This is a genomic window from Planctomonas deserti (assembly GCF_003067705.1).
Taxonomy (GTDB): domain Bacteria; phylum Actinomycetota; class Actinomycetes; order Actinomycetales; family Microbacteriaceae; genus Planctomonas; species Planctomonas deserti.
Genome location: NZ_QANL01000002.1, coordinates 695518 through 713165 on the forward strand (window position 1 = coordinate 695518; position 17648 = coordinate 713165).

Consider the following 17648-nt stretch of genomic DNA (forward strand, 5'->3'; position numbering starts at 1 on the left):
AAGGGGAAAGGTTGGTAAGGCTTACCTTACGTCGAGCCGACTGTAGTGGTCGTCGCGGACCCTGTCCAGACGGAACCGCCCGTTCCCGTCCCGCGCGGCCGTCCGGGTTCCCTCGAACCCGGCCGTCCAGGTTCGCTCCGGCCGGGCCCGGGTAGGCTCGGCCGGATGGAAACTCGAGGGCGCACGGAGCACATCGTGTTCGTGCACGCCCACCCCGACGACGAGACCATCGAGACCGGTGGCACGATCGCCCAGCTCCTCGCCGACGGCGTCGGCGTGACGGTGCTCACGGCCACCCGCGGCGAGCGGGGAGAGGTCATCCCGGACGACCTGGCTCACCTGCGCGACGATCAGGCGGCCCTCGCCTGCTACAGGGAGGGCGAGCTCGCCGAGGCCATGCGCGCGCTCGGCGTGCGCGACCACCGCTACCTCGGGTCCTCGGGGGCCCGCGCGGCCGGGCTCGAGGAGCGCCGCTACACCGATTCCGGCATGCGCTGGGGGAGCGACGGGCATCCGGCGCCGATCGAGCCGCTGGCGCCCGACGCCCTCACCGCCACGGACCGTCGGGAGGTCGCCCGCGACGTGCTCGCCGTGCTGCGGGACACGGACGCCACGGCGGTGGTGACCTACAACGACTTCGGCGGCTACGGGCATCCCGACCACATCGCCATCCAGCGGGCGGCCGTGCTCGCGGCGCGCGACGCCGCGCTGCCGGCCTTCGCCGTGGAGACGCCCCTGTCGATCGCCGACGCGAGCTATCGCGCGGTCCGCGAGGCCGGCTACTTCGAGCCGCCGCGCCACCACGACGCGGTCGCGCTCGACGACTCGCTCGTGCCCATCCGCATCGACGTGTCGGCCCAGCTGCCCAGGAAGATCGCCGCGCTGCGGGCGCACCGCACCCAGGTCGTGGTCACCGACGGCCAGTTCGGGCTGTCCAACGGGGTCGGCCGGGTGATCGCCGATGTCGAGTGCTACCGACCGCTCCGGGTGCCCGAGCGTCCGTCGCCTCGGGAGCCGATCCAGCAGCGGCTGCTCGGCTACGCCTTCGCCGCGCTCGCGGGCGTGGTCGTGGGCCTGCTCGGCACCGCGGCGCACCGGTTCTCGCCCGTGCTCCTCGGGATCCCCGTGCCGCTCGGACTCGGCCTGGGGCTCGCGGCGGTGGCCGCGTTGCTGCTCGGCCTGCGCGCCGTGCTGCCCAGCCGCACGCACGCGGTGGCCGCCGCGGTGGGACTGCTCGCGGCCATCGTCGTGCTGTCGCTGCCCGGTCCGGGTGGCTCCGTGCTGTTCCCGGACAGCCCGCTCAGCATCGTCTGGACCTTCGCGCCCGCGGTGATCGCCGTGCTCGTGCTCGCGTGGCCACGGCTGCCCGACCGCCGCGGATAGACTTGGGGAAGCCAGGAACTGTGAAGGGAACGCGACCGAATTGACCTATGTCATCGCCCTGCCCTGTGTGGACGTCAAGGACCGCGCCTGCATCGACGAGTGTCCCGTCGACTGCATCTACGAGGGTGAGCGTTCCCTCTACATCCAGCCCGACGAGTGCGTGGACTGCGGCGCCTGCGAGCCGGTCTGCCCGGTCGAGGCCATTTACTACGAGGACGACCTGCCCGACAAGTGGGCGGACTACTACAAGGCCAACGTCGAGTTCTTCGACGACATCGGCTCGCCCGGTGGAGCGGCCAAGGTGGGCGTGATCCACAAGGACCACGCCCTCATCGCGGCCCTGCCGCCGCAGGCCTAGCCGGTGCTCGGAGAACTCCCCGACTACCCCTGGGATCGGGTCGCCCCCTACGCGGACCGCGCCCGTCGTCATCCCGGCGGCATCGTGGACCTGTCCATCGGGTCGCCCGTCGACCCGACGCCGGAGCTCATCCGCGCCGCGCTCGCCGAGGCGACGGATGCGCACGCGTACCCGACCACGGTCGGCACCCCCGAGCTCCGCGCTGCCATCGTCGACTGGTTCGCGCGCAGGCGCGGCGTCACCATCGGCGAGGACGCGGTGCTGCCGACCATCGGGTCCAAGGAGATGGTGGCGTGGCTGCCGTTCATACTCGGCCTCGGTGAGGGTGACGTCGTCGTGCAGCCCACCGTGGCCTACCCGACCTACGCCATCGGTGCGACGCTCGCCGGCGCGCGGGCCGTCGCGAGCGACGACCCGGCGGAGTGGCCCGCGGGGACGAAGCTCGTCTGGCTCAACAGCCCGTCGAACCCCGACGGCCGGGTGCTCGGGATCGATGAACTGCGGGCCGCCGTGGAGCGCGCCCGCGAGCTCGGTGCGGTGATCGCCAGCGACGAGTGCTACGCCGAGCTCGGCTGGGGCGCCTGGTCGGGGGAGGCCACGCCGAGCATCCTCGACCCGCGCGTCGTCGGCGACGACCACGCCGGAGTGCTCGCCCTCTACTCGCTGAGCAAGCAGTCCAACCTCGCCGGCTACCGGGCCGGCATCATCGCCGGTAGCGGCGACCTGATCGACCGCATCGTGCGGGTCCGCAAGCACGCGGGGCTCATGGTGCCCGCGCCGCTTCAGCACGCCATGGCCGTGGCCTTCGGCAACGACGAGCACGTCGCCCAGCAGCGCGAGCGCTACCGCGCCCGGCGGGAGCTCCTGCTTCCCGCCCTCGAGGCACACGGCCTGCGCGTCGACGGCAGCGAGGGGGGCCTCTACCTCTGGGCGACGGCGGGAGTCGACGCCTGGCAGACCATGGGCGAGCTCGCCGATCTCGGCATCCTCGCCGGACCCGGACCGTTCTACGGCGACGCGTCGCCCGAGCACGTGCGGCTCTCGCTCACCGCGACCGACGAGCGCATCGCCGCCGCCGCGGAACGGCTGTCCGCGGCGCGCGCGATGCCGGGCCGGCACTAGCGCGAGAGCTCACGCGGCGAGGGGCGGGGACGGCCGGAAGGACGACTCCTCCAACCGATTCCCCCGAGCGTTGGCGGATGCACCAGTGGTGCACGGCTCCGATTAGGCTGTAGTCGCCTGCCCCGTGGCCGCACCGCTGACGGGGCACAACGTTTTTTCCCCACCAATCAGCAAGGAGGCGCCGTGGTAGACGTCGCGCGGACACAGTCGGCAGGCGAGGGCGACAAGGCCACTCTGACCTACCCCGGCGGTACGGCCGAGTTCCCGATCCTCGGCGCCTCGCAGGGCGCGTCGGCGATCGACATCTCCAGCCTCACGAAGCAGACCGGGCTCACCACGCTGGACAACGGGTTCGTCAACACCGCGTCCACGCGCTCCGCCATCACCTACATCGACGGCGACGCCGGCATCCTGCGCTACCGGGGCTATCCGATCGAGCAGGTCGCGACGCAGTCCACCTATCTCGAGACGGCGTGGCTGCTCATCCACGGCGAGCTGCCGACCGCGAGCGAGCTCGAGCGGTTCGACAGCGACATCCGCCGCCACACCCTGCTGCACGAGGACTTCAAGGGCCTGTTCCGGGCGCTGCCCACGAACGCCCACCCCATGTCGGTGCTGTCGAGCTGCGTATCCGCGCTCTCCACCTACTACGAGGACTCGCTGAACCCGCAGGATCGGCACCAGGTCGAGGTCTCGACGCTGCGCCTCATCGCCAAGCTGCCCGTCATCGCCGCGTACTCCTACAAGAAGAGCGTCGGCCAGGCCTTCCTCTACCCGGACAACTCGCTGAGCTTCGTCGACAACTTCCTGCGCCTGAGCTTCGGCAACAACGCCGAGCCCTACGTCGTGAACCCCGTGGTCTCGAAGGCGCTCGAGCGGCTGCTCATCCTGCACGAGGACCACGAGCAGAACGCCTCGACGTCGGCCGTGCGTCTTGTCGGCTCCACCGGCGCCAACATGTTCGCCTCGGTCTCCGCGGGCATCGACGCCCTCTTCGGCCCCAAGCACGGCGGCGCGAACGAGGCCGTGCTCGCCATGCTGGCGAAGATCCGCGACTCCGGGGAGTCCGTCGACACCTTCGTCGAGCGGGTGAAGAACAAGGAGGACGGCGTGCGCCTCATGGGCTTCGGCCACCGGGTGTACAAGAACTTCGACCCGCGCGCCCGGCTCGTCAAGGAGAGCGCCGACGAGGTGCTCGAGGCCCTCGGCATCTCGGACCCGCTGCTCGACATCGCGAAGGAGCTCGAGGCCGTCGCCCTCGCGGACGACTACTTCATCCAGCGCAAGCTGTACCCGAACGTCGACTTCTACACGGGCGTCATCTACAAGGCCATGGGCTTCCCGACGCGCATGTTCACCGCGCTGTTCGCCATCGGGCGACTGCCCGGCTGGATCGCGCACTGGCGGGAGATGAACGAGGACCCGGCGACGAAGATCGGCCGCCCGCAGCAGCTCTACGTCGGCGAGCCGGCGCGGGACTTCCCGCAGCGCTAGGACCCGGCCGAGCCGGTGTTCCTGCCGGTCGCTGGGCTCGGGGTCTCAGACCCAGCCGCTGATCCGGAGGATCGCCACCGCGATCTCCGTCGGCGTACGCCCGTCGGTGTCGATCCGGTGCACGCTCGCGCCCGCCTGCTCGTCGAGCCGGCGGGCGGCCGTCCGGCTGCGGCCGACGTGGCGCTCCAGCTCCTCGCCCTCCTCGCGTCCGGCCAGCCTGCCGGCCGCGGTGTCGTCGCTCGCGCGCAGCAGCACGGCGGTCACCCGCGGATCGTCGCCCATGGCCGCGGCGAGCACGTCGGCCTGCAGCACGCTGACGGTGTTCGTGTAGATCAGCCGGTGGTAGCCGAGGGCGCGGTAGTTGCCCCACAGCGCGGCGAGGTTGCGCTCCGCCAGTCCGTGCTCCCAGGGGGCGGGGTGAGCGAGATCGAGCGCGTCACCCTCGATCACCGCGTGCGGAACGTCCCGATCGGAGAGGATGCCGTGCAGCCGGAACGCCGCGGTGCTCTTGCCGACGCCCGATCGACCGCCGATCAGGATCGCCTCGCTGCGCTGCTGCATGCGCCCACTGTGGCGCACCCGTCCGGCGGAGGGCCAATCGGCGCCGGTTCCGGCCGTCCCCGCTGCACTAGGGTGGGCGGGCCGGAGGGAGTGGCGGGATGGTGCGGAAGCGGGCGGTCGCCGATCGGGAAGACCTCCCCGCCCTGCAGCGCAGGGTCGTCGGCACCCTCGTGGCCGGTCAGATCCTTGGCGGCCTCGGCATCGGGGCCACGCTCTCCATCGGCGCCGTGCTCGCGACCGAGGTTGCGCGCAGCGACGCCTTCGCGGGAGCGGCGGCGACCCTGAGCACGCTTGGCGCGGCCGCGGTCGCCATCCCGCTGGCGCGCCTCGCGCAGCGGAGGGGCAGGCGCATCGCGCTCGCCGTCGGCACCGCCGCGTCCCTGGCGGGCGCCGCGGGCACGGTGGCCGCGACGGCGGTCCTGAGCTTCCCGCTGCTGCTGCTCGGCTTCGCTCTGCTGGGCTGCGGCGTCGCCGTGAACCTGCAGTCGCGCTTCGCTGCCACCGACATCGCCGATCCGGGCCGCCGCGGGCGGGACCTCTCCCTCGTCGTCTGGTCGACGACCATCGGCTCCGTCGTCGGCCCCAACCTGTTCGGGCCGGGCGAGGACCTGGCGCAGCTTCTCGGGATGCCGCCGCTCACCGGCTCGTTCGCGATCGCGGTCGTGGCTCAGCTCGCCGCGACGATCGTCTACCTCGTCGGGCTCCGCCCGGACCCGTACCTCGTCAGTCGGCGGCTGCAGAACGCGCCGGTCGGCGGTGACCCGGAGGGCGGCGTCCGCGCGAGGGCCCTGGTCGTGCTCGCGATCGCCGTGCTCGGGGTGAGCCACGCGGTGATGGTCTCGGTGATGTCCATGACGCCCGTGCACCTCGTGCACCACGGGGTGGCGCTGACGGCCGTGGGGCTGACGCTGAGCCTGCACATCGCCGGCATGTTCGCCCTGTCGCCGCTGTTCGGCTGGCTGAGCGACCGGGTTGGAAGGTACGCCACCATCCTCTGCGGGCAGGCCCTGTTCGCCGCGTCCCTCGTCGTCCTGGCGCTGGGCGCCGACGACACGGCCCTCGTCACGGTCGGGCTCGTGCTGCTCGGCCTCGGCTGGAGCGCGTCGACGGTCGCGGCGTCGGCTCTGCTCACGGACCTCGTCACCGGGTCGGCGCGCCCGCGGGTGCAGGGCAGGAGCGACCTCGCGATGAACGTCGCCGGCGCCGCGGGCGGCGCGCTGGCAGGGCCTGTCCTCGCGCTGGTGGGCTACGCCGGTCTCGCCTGGGCGGCAGGCGTGCTCGTGCTCGTGCTCGTCGCGGCGGTGCTCACGGTGCCGAGGAGCAGTGCCGCGGCGCCGATGGCACGGGCCTGATCCTCACCGCCAGGCGGGGGATGCCGCGGGAGATACTGCGCCCCCGGCACTCCCGCTGGTGCCGCTCAGGCGTGCAGCGCCTGGTTGAGCTCGATCCCGGTTCCGGACCGGGACAGCACCTCGACCGCGCCGGTCAGCGAGTTGCGACGGAAGAGGAGGTTCGGCACGCCGGAGAGCTCCACGGCCTTCACCGTGCGGGGAGTCCCATCCGCCGTCGGGGCGTCACCCAGCAGGCGCACCTTGGTGCCCGCCGTCACGTAGAGGCCGGCCTCGACGACCGAGTCGTCGCCGATCGAGATGCCGATGCCCGAGTTCGCGCCGAGCAGCGCGCGCGCACCGATGCTGATGCGCTCCGTGCCGCCGCCGGACAGGGTGCCCATGATCGACGCCCCGCCGCCGATGTCGCTCCCGTCGCCCACGACGACGCCCTGCGAGATGCGGCCCTCGACCATGGAGGTGCCGAGGGTGCCGGCGTTGAAGTTCACGAAGCCCTCGTGCATCACGGTCGTGCCGGGGGCGAGGTGGGCGCCCAGCCGCACCCGGGACGCGTCGGCGATGCGCACGCGGTCCGGGCTCACGTAGTCCGTGAGACGCGGGAACTTGTCGATCGCGTGGGCGGCGATGCCGGCGCGCTGGAGCGCGGGGCGCAGCCGGTCGAAGTCGGCGGGCGCGACAGGTCCGGCGTTCGTCCAGACGACGATGGGCAGATGACCGAAGACACCGTCGAGGTTGAGGCCGTTAGGCCGGACCAGCAGGTGGCTGAGCAGGTGCAGGCGGAGGTAGGCGTCCGCTGTCGACGCGGGGGCGCTCGCGAGCTCGATGTCGACCGTCACGATCTCGATGCGCACGTTGCGCCGGGCGTCCTCACCGGCGAGCTCCTCGATGGAGGCGGGGGCGATCCAGCGGTCCCGGCCCTCGGGGATCCTGCCGAGCCGGGGCTCCGGGAACCAGGTGTCCAGCACGGTGCCGTCTGCCGTGACGGTCGCGAGGCCGTATCCCCACGCGTGCGTCTCGGTAGCGGTCGAGGGCGGAGAAGACGGCGGCGCGGTGGTCATTCCCCTAGATTATCGGTATGCCTCATGGCGGCCCGAGAGAGGGGAGGGGCGCATGGCGGACGCCTCTCGTGACCGAACCGGGCCGACCCCGGGTGCCGCGTCGCCCGCGCGGTTCGTCGGCATGCTCGGAATCGCGTTCCTCTACCTGCTGATCCTGACCTCGGTCTTCGGGCTGCTCTCCCACGCCTACCTGCCGGCCCCGTCGCTCGCCTCCGGCGGGTCGGAGGCCTGGCGGCAGTCCGTCGACCGGCTCGCCGCGCGCGTGACCGCCGTCGACACGCTCGTCGTGCCGCTCGTGGCCATCGTGCCGCTCCTGCTCCTCAAGGCGAACACCCTGCCGATCACGCGGGGGAGGCTGCTCGGCTGGGCGCTGGTCACCGGCTCGGCCGCGACCCTGGTCTCTGCCGTGTTCACCGTCGTCGGGCTCACCATCTCGTTCGGCCAGCGCATGGACCTCGTGCTGCCGACCGCGATGATGGTCGCGGTGTTCGGCTTCTACTACCTCTTCACCGTCGTCTCGGTCCTCCTCGCAGACCTCACCCTCCGCGCCACCGTGCCGTCCGCCGCGCACGCCCCCGAGCCCACCCCCGTCGGCTCCCCGTCCGCCGGGGGTTCGCGGGCGAGACGCGGCCCTTCCGTAGACTGACCGGATGGCTTCCGCTCCCGCCCTCGAGCCCACCCCCGTCGGCTCCCCGTCCGCCGGGGGTTCGCGGGCGAGACGCGGCCCTTCCGTAAACTGACCGGATGGCTTCCGCTCCCGCCCTCGACCTCTCCGCCGACTCCGTCACCCTCACCCGAGCGCTGTGCGACATCGAGTCGGTCTCGGGCGACGAGGCCACCATCGCCGACGCGATCGAGGCGAGCCTCACCGGCCTGCCCCACCTCGAGGTGATCCGCGACGGCGACGCCATCGTGGCGCGAACGAACCTGGGCCGGGCCCAGCGGGCCGTCATCGCGGGCCACATCGACACCGTGCCGATCAACGACAACGTGCCGACCCGGTTCGAGACGCTCGAGCCGGGGCACCCGTCCGGTCAGACGCCGGGGGAGTACCTGTGGGGCCGCGGCACCGTTGACATGAAGGCCGGCGTCGCCGTGCAGCTCAAGCTGGCCGCCGAGCTCACCGACCCCGTGGTCGACGTGACCTGGATCTGGTACGACCACGAGGAGGTCTCCGACGCGCTGAACGGGCTCGGCCGGCTCGCGCGCACCCGGCCGGAGCTGCTCACCGGCGACTTCGCCATCCTCGGCGAGCCCACCAACTCCTCGGTCGAGGGCGGCTGCAACGGCAACCTCCGGGTGGAGATCCGCACGTACGGCACCCGCTCCCACTCGGCGCGGTCCTGGGTCGGCTCGAACGCGGTCCACGCCGCGGCGCCCATCCTGAACACGCTCGCCGGGTACACCGCGCGCGAGGTCGAGGTGGACGGACTCGTCTACCGCGAGGGGCTGAACGCCGTGGGCATCACCGGCGGCATCGCCGGCAACATCATCCCGGACGAGTGCATGGTGCACGTCAACTACCGGTTCGCGCCGAGCCGCTCGGGCGACGAGGCGATCGCCCACATCCACGAGCTCTTCCCCGGCTACGACATCCGCGTCGTCGACCTGGCTGAGGGGGCCCGGCCCGGCATGGACGCCGAGCTCGCCCAGCACTTCCTCGCCGCCGTCGGCGGTGAGGCGAAGCCCAAGTACGGCTGGACCGACGTCGCCCGCTTCTCCTCCCTCGGGGTTCCCGCCGTCAACTACGGTCCCGGCGACCCCATCAAGGCGCACGCGGACGACGAGCGCGTCCTGCTCGAGCAGATCGTCGAGTGCGAGCGGGGACTGCGAGCGTGGCTGACCGCAGGGTAGCGGCCCCGGACAGGCCTCTGGGAGGGCGGACGCGGGATCGGGTTCCCCTCGCCCGGCAGCGGGCCCGGTGGCGCCTCCTGCCCTGGTGGGTTCGCGTCCTCGTCGTGTACGCGGTCGCGCGTGTTGTCACGACGGCCATGATGCTCGTGCTCGCCGCCGCGCAGGACGCGAACGCCTGGACAGGCGCGAATCCCGGCTACGCCGACTTCGCCAACATGTGGGACGGGAACTGGTACCACATCGTCGCGGTGGTCGGCTATCCGGCCGAGCTGCCGCTCACCCCCGAGGGGCGGGTGGCCGAGAACGCCTGGGCCTTTATGCCGGCTTACCCGCTCGTCGTGCGCGCCGTGATGCTGGCGACGGGACTGTCGTGGGCGCCGGCCGCGGTCACGGTGTCCGTACTGTTCGGGGCCGGGGCGGCCCTGCTGTTCCACCGGCTCATGGCGCCCCTCATCGGCGGGTCGTCGGCGATGTTCGCGGTCGCGCTGTTCTGCGTCGCGCCGCTCTCACCGATGATGCAGATCGCGTACGCCGAGTCGATGCACGCCTTCCTGCTGACCCTCGCGCTCCTGCTGCTCCTGCGCCGCTCCTACGGCTGGCTGTTCCCCGTCGTCGCCGTGATGTCGCTCACCCGGCCGTCCGGACTCGCGTTCGCTCTCGCCCTCGGGCTGCACGTGGTCTACCGCTTCGCCCGCCGGGGGCAGGAGCCGTTCCCGGCGCGCGAGCGCGTGCTGGCGGGGTCCCTGGCGGTGTTCAGCGCCGCCATGGGGTTCGCCTGGCCGGCGACGGCCTGGGCCGTCACGGGGTCGCTGTCGGCCTACACGGACACGGAGCTGGCCTGGCGCTCGGCCTACATCGGCTACGGCGAGCTCGTGCCGTTCGCGTCCTGGTTCCAGGGCGCGGACTGGTGGCTCGGCTCGCCGCTCGGACCCATCCTCGTCGTGGCGCTCGTGCTCGCGTTCGCCGGGGCGATGGTCCTGCCCGCGGTGCGCCGGCTGGGCGTGGACCTGCGCATCTGGGTGGCGAGCTACGCGCTCTACCTGCTCGCGGTGTTCTTCCCGCAGTCCAGCACGTTCCGGCTCCTGATGCCCCTGTTCCCCCTGCTCGGCGCGGTCGCTCAGCCGCGCTCGGCGACGTACCGAGCGGCCGTCGTCGCAGCCTCGATCGCCCTCCAGTGGGGCTGGCTGCTCGTCTGCTGGCGGGTCGACGGCTACGACTGGACGCCCCCGTGATCGGGCTCAATTTTTCAGAACGTGGAGGAATGTCCGATAATAGGGGGACATCCTTAGAAAGGGGACCTGAATGGCAGCCATGAAGCCGAGGACCGGAGACGGACCCATGGAGGCCGTGAAGGAGGGCCGCCTGATCATCGTTCGGGTGCCCCTCGAAGGCGGCGGTCGCCTCGTCGTGTCGGTGAACGACGCCGAGGCGAAGGAACTCCACGACGCGCTTGCCGGCGTCGTCTCCACGACCTAGTAGCGCGCTTCATCTCGAGCTGAGCCCCGGTTTCCGACGTCGGACCGGGGCCTTCAGCGTTTCCCCCGCCGGTACGCGGGACGCGTTGGGCGTCCTTCACGATCCCTGAGCCTGTCGAAGGACGCACCGTCTCACGGTCCCTGAGCGTGTCGAAGGGACGCACCGGACCTGCGGGTCGGCGAACGTCGCTTCGACAAGCTCAGCGACCGTACGGGTGTGGGGCGACCGCCCTCGCTCCCGGCGCGGCGCCCGGGCCGCGGGCACCCCCTAGCGGCCGCGCTTGACCAGCTGCAGCAGGCCGTCGCCCACCGGGGAGAGGGCGCTCGTCACGGCCTTCGACCGCGACACCTCCTGCAGCAGGGTGCGGAACGCCACGGACACGTCGTCCCGGGCGGCGGGGTTGGCCACGCGGCCCTTCCAGAGCGCGTGCGGCACGAGCACGGTGCCGCCGACCCGCGCCAGGCGCAGGCCGTGCTCCACGTACTCAATGACCGACGCCGGATCGGCGTCGATGAAGACGATGTCGTAGGAGGACTCGTTCATGCGGGGGAGCACGTCGCGCGCCCGCCCGGTGATCAGCCGCACCCGGTTGGCCGGGATGCCGGCGTCCGCGAACGCCGTGCGCGCGTGGTGCTGATGGTCGGGCTCGGTGTCGATGGACGTGAGGACCGCGCGCGACGCGCCGGACAGCAGACACAGCCCCGAGACGCCTGCGCCCGTGCCGATCTCGATGATGGAGGTGGCGCGGGAGGCACCGGCCAGGAGCGCGGTCTGTGCGCCGATCCCGGGCGAGACGGGCTCGATACCCAGCTCGTGCGAGTGCTGACGCGCGGCGACGAGGTGCTCGTCCTCGAGGACGAGGTCCTCGCTGAACTTCCAGTTCGATTCTTTATCGGACACGACACTCCTATTCGACCCTCAAGGTTAGTGCGTGCGCCGGGGCGTTCCGCACGGGATACTCCCGGTGAACGCACTATCCTGAAGGCGTGTTCGGACTGACCTTCGAGAAGCTGATGCTGATCGGCATCATCGCGGTCTTTTTGCTGGGCCCCGAGCGCCTGCCGTACTACGCGCAGAAGCTCGCCGACCTGGTCAAGGCCGGTCGCCGCATGGCGACGGACGCCCGCGAGCGCATGCGCACCGAGCTCGGCCCGGACTTCGACGACGTCGACTGGAAGAAGCTCGACCCGCGGCAGTACGACCCCCGCCGCATCATCCGCGAGGCCCTGCTCGAGGACGACGAGCCCGCGCCGCAGGTGGTGCGGCCCACGTCGCGTGTTGAAACGCCCGCCGCGAAGCGCGCCCGCCTCAGCGAGGAGCGCGCGAAGGCCGCGGGGGAGAGGTATGCCACCGCGCACACCGGACCCGCGCCGTTCGACGCCGAGGCCACCTAGACCCGCTTCCGCGACGCTTTCTCCCGCTCCTCCTCCCGCTCCTGCCCAGGCAGCGGCATCCTGCCCGGGTTTACGCTGGGCACGCCGCCTCTGCCTGGGCAGGGGCGGGTATGACTGACGCGAGCTGGTGGGACTGACCGAGCTGGTGCAACTGACGCGGGCTGGTGCAGCTAACGCGCGACAGTCAGCCGACGCTGAGGCCCAGGCGGCGGCCGGCGAGGTTTCGCGGGCGCACCAGACGGTCGGCCACCGAGCGGATCGCGACCGCGGCCGGATCGTTCGGCTGCGAGAGCACGATGGGCGCCCCGCTGTCGCCGCCCTCGCGCAGCGCGACGCTCAGCGGCACGGAGGCGAGCAGGGGCACGGGCTCGTCCTGGCCCGCGGAGAGCCGCCGCGCCACCTCGGCGCCGCCGCCCGTGCCGAACACGTCGAGCACCGTCCCGTCCGGCTGCACGAGCCCCGCCATGTTCTCCACGACGCCGAACACGCGCTGTCCCGTCTGCCGCGCGACCATGCCGCTGCGCTCCGCCACGTCTGCCGCGGCGGGCTGCGGGGTCGTCACGACGAGCACCTCGGCCGCGGGCAGCAGCTGGCCCAGGGAGATCGCGATGTCGCCGGTTCCCGGCGGCAGGTCGAGCAGCAGCACGTCGAGGTCGCCGAAGTAGACGTCGGTGAGGAACTGGGTCATCGTGCGGTGCAGCATCGGGCCCCGCCACGCGACGGCCGCGTTGCCGTCCACGAACATGGCGATCGAGATGACCTTCACGCCGTGGGCGACGGGCGGCAGGATCATGTCGTCGACCCGGGTCGGCTTCACCGCGATGCCGGCCTCGTCGACAAGCCCGAGGATGCCGGGGATGGAGAAGCCGTACACGTCCGCGTCGACGATGCCGACGGCCAGGCCGCGCTCTGCGAGCGCGACCGCGAGGTTGGCGGTGAGCGTGGACTTGCCGACCCCGCCCTTGCCGCTCGTCACGGCGTATACCCGGGTGAGCGAGTCCGGTCCGAACTGCACCCCGCGCCGCCCGCCGGGGCCGCGCAGGCGGTCGGTGAGGGCCGAGCGCTGCGCGGGCGTCATCACGCCGACCCGCACCTCGGTGCTCGTGACGCCGGGCACCGGCGCGACGGCCTCACGCACGTCCCGCTCGATGGTGTCCGCGGCCGGGCAGCCGACGATGGTCAGCCGGATCCCGACGACGGCGGCGCCGTCGGAGGACACCTCGACGCCCTCGACCATGTCGAGCTCGGTGATGGGGCGCCGGATCTCCGGGTCGAGCACGCGCGCGAGCGCGGCCCGCACGGCCGCCTCGAGCGCGTCAGCCACCGCGGGTCGCCTCGACCGGTGCGTCCTCGTCGCGCCTGTCCAGCTCCTCGAGCAGGGACCGCAGCTCCGCGCGGATGAAGTCCTTCGACGCGACGTCCTGCATCTGCAGCCGCAGCGCCACGACCTCGCGGGCCAGGTACTCGACGTCCGCGACGTTCCGCTCGGTGCGCTGGCGGTCCTGCTCCATCTGCACGCGGTCGCGGTCGTCCTGCCGATTCTGCGCGAGCAGGATGAGCGGCGCGGCGTACGAGGCCTGCAGCGACAGGATCAGCGTGAGCACGGTGAACCCGTACACGGCGGAGTCGAAGCGCAGGTTCTCGGGCCCGTAGGTGTTGTAGAGCAGCCAGGCGATGGTGAACACCGTGAGGCCGAACAGGAACCACGGCGTGCCCATGGCGCGAGCGACGCCCTCGGTGAAGCGGCCGAAGCGGTCCCGGCTCACGCGCTTGCGCAGGGGGAGGACGCCCGTCCGCAGGCCCTTGGGGGCGTCGAGCCGCTGCTCCCGGTTGTTATCCCGCGCCATCTCGTCGCCTCCTTCCTCGTCCGGTCGTCTTGAGGGGAATGGCGGTGGTCGCCGTGCCCCGGTATCTCGCTGCCGCGCGTTTGCGCGTCTCGCGTTCCTCGTCCTGACTTCGCCAGTCGTCCGGGAGGATGTGGTCGAGCACGTCGTCGATCGTCACGACGCCGACGAGGCGGTGGTTCTCGTCCACGACCGGCACGGAGACGAGGTTGTAGCTCGCGAGGATGCGCGACACCTCGGCGGCGGACGTGGTCGCGTGCACGGGGTCGAGGCCCTGGTCGAGCAGGGTGCCGAGCCGCTCGTGCGGCGGGTAGCGCAGCATCCGCTGGAAGTGCACCATGCCGAGGAAGCGTCCCGTGGGCGGCTCGTACGGCGGCAGGGTGATGCACACGGCCGCGCCGAGCGCTGGCGCGAGCTCGTGCCTGCGGATGAGCGCGAGGCCCTCGGCCACGGTGGCGTCGGCGGAGAGGATGATCGGGTCAGTCGTCATGAGGCCGCCCGCGGTGTCCGGGGCGTAGCTGAGAAGCATGCGCACGTCCTCGGCCTCCTCCGGCTGCATGAGGTCGAGCAGTGCCTCGCCGCGCTCGTCGGAGAGCTGGGCGATGAGGTCCGCCGCGTCGTCCGGCTGCATCTGGTCGAGCACGTCGGCCGCGCGGTCATCGTCGAGGCTGCCGAGGATGGCCACCTGGCTGCTCTCGGGCATCTCCTCGAGCACGTCGGCGAGCCGGTCGTCGGGGAGCTCCTCCGCCACCTCGAGGCGGCGCCCCTCCGGCAGGTCGAGGAGCGTGCTCGCGAGGTCCGCGGGCTTCAGGTCGGAGTACGCGGCGAGCAGCTGGCTCGCCGACTGCGCCTCGCCGGCGACGCGGCGCTCGGTGACCTCCTCCCACCGGGCGAAGATCGTGGGGCCCTTGCCGAACGGGCCGCCTCCGGTCTTGGGCCGGCGGCAGAAGAGCTGGCTGACCTCCCACTCGCCGGGGCCGATCTCCTCGATCGCGACGTCCTCGATGGTGGCGTCGCCGGATCCGTCGAGCAGGGAGACGCGCCGGCCGAGCATCTCGGCGATCACCCGCACCTCGCCGCCGCGCTGCTCGAATCGGCGCACGTTGATGAGGCCGGTCGTGATGATCTGGCCGGAGCCCACGCTGGTGACCCGGCCGATCGACAGGAACACCCGGCGCTTGCCCGGGATCTCGACGATCATGCCGACGACCCGGGGCGGGTCATTCTTGCGGTACACCACGAGCACGTCCCGCACCCGGCCTACCCGGTCACCGAGCGGATCGAATACGCTGCAGCCGGCCAGCCTGGCGACGAAGACACGGGATGCACTCACACAACTAACTTAGTTGCTGTTACCGACCCTCTACAGGCAGCCATGGGAGACTAGGGCCCGTGAGCAACCCACTCTTCGGCAGAGGCCGTGTCGCAGCCCCCTCGATTCCGCGGGGCGAGGCCGTCGCAACCTACGAGACGTACCTCGAGGCGCAGGCGGCGGTGGATTCGCTGGCCAAGGCCGACTTCCCCGTGAAGCAGGTGTCGATCGTGGGCAACGACCTGAAGAGCGTCGAGCGCGTCACCGGCAAGCTGACCTACGCGCGGGCGGCCGGCGCGGGCGCCGCGAGCGGTGCCTGGCTCGGTCTGTTCTTCGGTCTCCTGCTGTTCCTGTTCTCGGGCGCGCCGGACCTGTCCTTCGTGCTCGCCGCGGCGCTCATCGGTGCCGGCTTCGGCATGATCTTCAGCATCGTGAGCTACTCGATCCAGCGGAACCGGCGCGACTTCACCTCGACGATGCAGGTCATCTCGAGCAGCTACTCGGTCATCGTGGATCCGGACAGCGTCAACCGGGCGCGCAACCTCCTCGGCGTCGAGGCCCCGATCCACGGACTGCCCCCGCGCGCTCTGCCCGAGGACGACGACACGACGGGCGCGGCCCCCACCGCGTAACCCGCGGCGTCGCGCGACGCACGTTCCCCGGACCCCTACGGTCCCTGAGCCTGTCGAAGGGACGCTCTAAACCTTCAGAGCCGCGTTGCGTCGCTTCGACGAGCTCAGTGACCGTGCTTCCGTGCTGCCACGACCCCGCACGGTCCCTGAGCCTGTCGAAGGGACGCGCCCGCTCCCGGCACGCGTGACGTCGCTTCGACAAGCTCAGCGACCGTATTGCTGTCGAAGGGACGCGCAGCCTAGGAGCGGAGGCGGGCGATCCAGGACTCCACGTCGTCCGCGGTGCGCGGGATGCCGATCGAGAGGTTCTCGGCGCCGTCGGGCGTCACCAGCACGTCGTCCTCGATGCGCACGCCGATGCCGCGGAACCGCTCGGGCACCGTGAGGTCGTCGGGCTGGAAGTAGAGGCCGGGCTCGATGGTGAACACCATGCCCGCCTCGAGCACGCCGTCGATGTACAGGTCGCGGCGGGCCTGGGCGCAGTCGTGCACGTCCAGCCCCAGGTGGTGGCTCGTGCCGTGGACCATGTAGCGGCGGTGGTGCTGGTTCTCCGGCTGCAGGGCCTCCTCCGCCGACACGGGCAGCATGCCCCACTCGGCGACGCGGCGTGCGATCACGGCCATCGCCGCCGCGTGCACCTCGCGGAACCGGATGCCGGGGCGCACGATGGCGAAGGCGGCGTCCGCGGCCTCGCGCACCGCCTCGTACACGTCGCGCTGCACGTCGCTGAACCGGCCGCCCGTGGGCAGCGTGCGGGTGATGTCCGCGGTGTAGTAGCTCTCGACCTCGACGCCGGCGTCGATCAGGATGAGGTCGCCGTCGGCCACGGCGCCGTCGTTGCGGGTCCAGTGCAGGATGCAGGCGTGCGGTCCGGACGCCGCGATCGTGTCGTAGCCCACGGCGTTGCCGTCGGCGCGGGCGCGACCGTTGAACACACCCTCGACTTGCCGTTCGCCGCGCTCGTGGGCAAGGATGCGCGGCATGTCGCGCAGCACGTCCTCGAAGCCGCGCGCCGTGGCGTCGACCGCGCGGCGCAGCTCCTGGATCTCGTACGCGTCCTTCACGAGGCGCAGCTCGGACAGGGCGCGGGCCAGCTCGGCGTCGCCCTCGGTCGCGCCGCCGTCGCTGGAGTCGGCACCCGCACCGGCGGCGGCGCGCGCGGCGTCGATGCGGTCGGTGACCGCGCGGTCCGCCTCCCGCACGACGAGCGTGTCGGCGTCCGCGGCGGCGATCACGGCGTCCGCGTCGGCGATGCCCCGCGCGGGAAGCGCGAGGTCGGCGGCCACCTGGGCGAGGGAGGGGCGGGGTCCGATCCAGAACTCGCCGATCTCCGGGTTGGCGTAGAACTCGTCGGAGTCGCGGCCAGCGCGCTCCCGGAAGTACAGTGTCGCCTCGTGCCCGTCGGCGGTGGGCTCGAAGACGAGCACCGAGCCGGGCTCCGAGTCGGCGCCCCAGCCGGTGAGGTGCGCGAACGCGGAGTGCGCGCGGAAGGGGAAGTCGGTGTCGTTCGAGCGCTGCTTGAGGCCGCCGGCCGGGACGACCAGGCGCTTGCCCGGGAACAGCCCGGAGATGCGCGCGCGGCGCTCGGCGGCGTACGCGGCCTGCTCGCGGGCCTCGGGGAGGGTCTCCTCGCGCTCGGCCCAGCCGCTGGCGATGTAGTCGCGGAACCGCGTGCTCACCGGGGTCGTCGACCGGTTCTCGGTCGCGCGGGGCTTCGGGGTCGCCTCGGGGGCGGTGGCGGGTGCGGACGCGGGGATAGCGGAGTCGGCCATCCCTCCATTCTGCCACCGGCGTGATAGGCGCACCCGGGC

At 72.1% G+C, this 17648-nt stretch carries 18 protein-coding genes; 11 read left to right on the forward strand and 7 right to left on the reverse strand.

Going from position 1 to position 17648, the window contains the following annotated elements:
• Positions 1-165 precede the first annotated feature (165 nt).
• The 4 genes from DAI20_RS09390 (at position 166) to DAI20_RS09405 (ending at position 4357) form a co-directional block, all read left to right on the forward strand.
• Positions 166-1383, forward strand: coding sequence for a DUF6113 family protein (locus DAI20_RS09390; protein ID WP_108250289.1), 1218 nt, complete (start codon positions 166-168; stop codon positions 1381-1383).
• A 40-nt stretch (positions 1384-1423) separates the two neighbouring features.
• A complete protein-coding gene (gene fdxA / locus DAI20_RS09395) occupies positions 1424-1741 on the forward strand; it encodes a ferredoxin (protein WP_108250290.1) in 318 nt (105 codons plus the stop codon).
• A gap of 3 nt (positions 1742-1744) precedes the next feature.
• Positions 1745-2863: a succinyldiaminopimelate transaminase gene (gene dapC, locus DAI20_RS09400; RefSeq protein WP_108250291.1), complete on the forward strand. Its 1119-nt coding sequence runs from the start codon at positions 1745-1747 to the stop codon at positions 2861-2863.
• A 183-nt stretch (positions 2864-3046) separates the two neighbouring features.
• On the forward strand, positions 3047-4357 hold the full coding sequence (locus DAI20_RS09405) for a citrate synthase (protein ID WP_108250292.1): 1311 nt from the start codon (positions 3047-3049) through the stop codon (positions 4355-4357).
• A 45-nt stretch (positions 4358-4402) separates the two neighbouring features.
• Here DAI20_RS09405 and DAI20_RS09410 read toward each other — a convergent pair whose 3' ends face one another.
• Entirely contained in the window at positions 4403-4918 is a 516-nt protein-coding gene (locus DAI20_RS09410) for an ATPase (RefSeq protein ID WP_108250293.1), read from the reverse strand.
• 98 nt (positions 4919-5016) lie between these two features.
• Between DAI20_RS09410 and DAI20_RS09415 the strand changes: the two genes are divergently transcribed.
• Positions 5017-6270 (forward strand): MFS transporter, encoded by a 1254-nt coding sequence (locus DAI20_RS09415; RefSeq protein WP_108250294.1) that lies wholly within the window; start codon positions 5017-5019, stop codon positions 6268-6270.
• Positions 6271-6335: 65 nt separating this feature from the next.
• Here the strand turns inward: DAI20_RS09415 and dapD are convergent, their stop codons facing one another.
• Positions 6336-7325, reverse strand: a complete 990-nt coding sequence (gene dapD / locus DAI20_RS09420; protein WP_108250295.1) for a 2,3,4,5-tetrahydropyridine-2,6-dicarboxylate N-succinyltransferase — start codon at positions 7323-7325, stop codon at positions 6336-6338.
• 52 nt (positions 7326-7377) lie between these two features.
• Between dapD and DAI20_RS09425 the strand changes: the two genes are divergently transcribed.
• The 4 genes from DAI20_RS09425 to DAI20_RS09440 all read left to right on the forward strand — a co-directional run bounded on the left by DAI20_RS09425 (position 7378) and on the right by DAI20_RS09440 (position 10655).
• Positions 7378-7971, forward strand: coding sequence for a hypothetical protein (locus tag DAI20_RS09425; RefSeq protein WP_108250296.1), 594 nt, complete (start codon positions 7378-7380; stop codon positions 7969-7971).
• A 98-nt stretch (positions 7972-8069) separates the two neighbouring features.
• Positions 8070-9179 (forward strand): succinyl-diaminopimelate desuccinylase, encoded by a 1110-nt coding sequence (gene dapE / locus DAI20_RS09430; RefSeq protein WP_108250297.1) that lies wholly within the window; start codon positions 8070-8072, stop codon positions 9177-9179.
• 104 nt (positions 9180-9283) lie between these two features.
• Positions 9284-10411 carry a hypothetical protein gene (locus DAI20_RS09435; RefSeq protein ID WP_240605998.1) on the forward strand — a complete coding sequence of 376 codons (1128 nt, stop codon included), beginning with the start codon at positions 9284-9286 and terminating at the stop codon, positions 10409-10411.
• A 70-nt stretch (positions 10412-10481) separates the two neighbouring features.
• Positions 10482-10655 (forward strand): DUF3117 domain-containing protein, encoded by a 174-nt coding sequence (locus tag DAI20_RS09440; protein ID WP_108250299.1) that lies wholly within the window; start codon positions 10482-10484, stop codon positions 10653-10655.
• Positions 10656-10922: 267 nt separating this feature from the next.
• Here the strand turns inward: DAI20_RS09440 and DAI20_RS09445 are convergent, their stop codons facing one another.
• Positions 10923-11555 (reverse strand): O-methyltransferase, encoded by a 633-nt coding sequence (locus tag DAI20_RS09445; RefSeq protein WP_108250300.1) that lies wholly within the window; start codon positions 11553-11555, stop codon positions 10923-10925.
• A gap of 86 nt (positions 11556-11641) precedes the next feature.
• Between DAI20_RS09445 and DAI20_RS09450 the strand changes: the two genes are divergently transcribed.
• Positions 11642-12049 carry a twin-arginine translocase TatA/TatE family subunit gene (locus DAI20_RS09450; protein WP_108250301.1) on the forward strand — a complete coding sequence of 136 codons (408 nt, stop codon included), beginning with the start codon at positions 11642-11644 and terminating at the stop codon, positions 12047-12049.
• A 184-nt stretch (positions 12050-12233) separates the two neighbouring features.
• Here DAI20_RS09450 and DAI20_RS09455 read toward each other — a convergent pair whose 3' ends face one another.
• Genes DAI20_RS09455 through DAI20_RS09465 form a run of 3 tightly spaced genes read right to left on the reverse strand, consistent with a single transcriptional unit; the run spans position 12234 to position 15226 of the window.
• On the reverse strand, positions 12234-13373 hold the full coding sequence (locus tag DAI20_RS09455) for an Mrp/NBP35 family ATP-binding protein (RefSeq protein WP_108250302.1): 1140 nt from the start codon (positions 13371-13373) through the stop codon (positions 12234-12236).
• Positions 13366-13896 carry a DUF1003 domain-containing protein gene (locus tag DAI20_RS09460; protein WP_108250303.1) on the reverse strand — a complete coding sequence of 177 codons (531 nt, stop codon included), beginning with the start codon at positions 13894-13896 and terminating at the stop codon, positions 13366-13368. Before DAI20_RS09460 ends, DAI20_RS09455 begins: the two co-directional genes overlap by 8 nt.
• On the reverse strand, positions 13883-15226 hold the full coding sequence (locus DAI20_RS09465; protein ID WP_108250304.1) for a magnesium transporter MgtE N-terminal domain-containing protein: 1344 nt from the start codon (positions 15224-15226) through the stop codon (positions 13883-13885). Before DAI20_RS09465 ends, DAI20_RS09460 begins: the two co-directional genes overlap by 14 nt.
• Positions 15227-15285: 59 nt before the next feature.
• Here DAI20_RS09465 and DAI20_RS09470 point away from each other — a divergent pair, with 59 nt between their 5' ends.
• Positions 15286-15837, forward strand: coding sequence for a YflT domain-containing protein (locus tag DAI20_RS09470; protein ID WP_240605999.1), 552 nt, complete (start codon positions 15286-15288; stop codon positions 15835-15837).
• A gap of 239 nt (positions 15838-16076) precedes the next feature.
• On the opposite strand, the gene DAI20_RS09475 is transcribed toward DAI20_RS09470, so the two are convergent.
• Positions 16077-17609, reverse strand: a complete 1533-nt coding sequence (locus tag DAI20_RS09475; RefSeq protein WP_108250305.1) for an aminopeptidase P family protein — start codon at positions 17607-17609, stop codon at positions 16077-16079.
• Between the last annotated feature and the right edge of the window lie 39 nt (positions 17610-17648).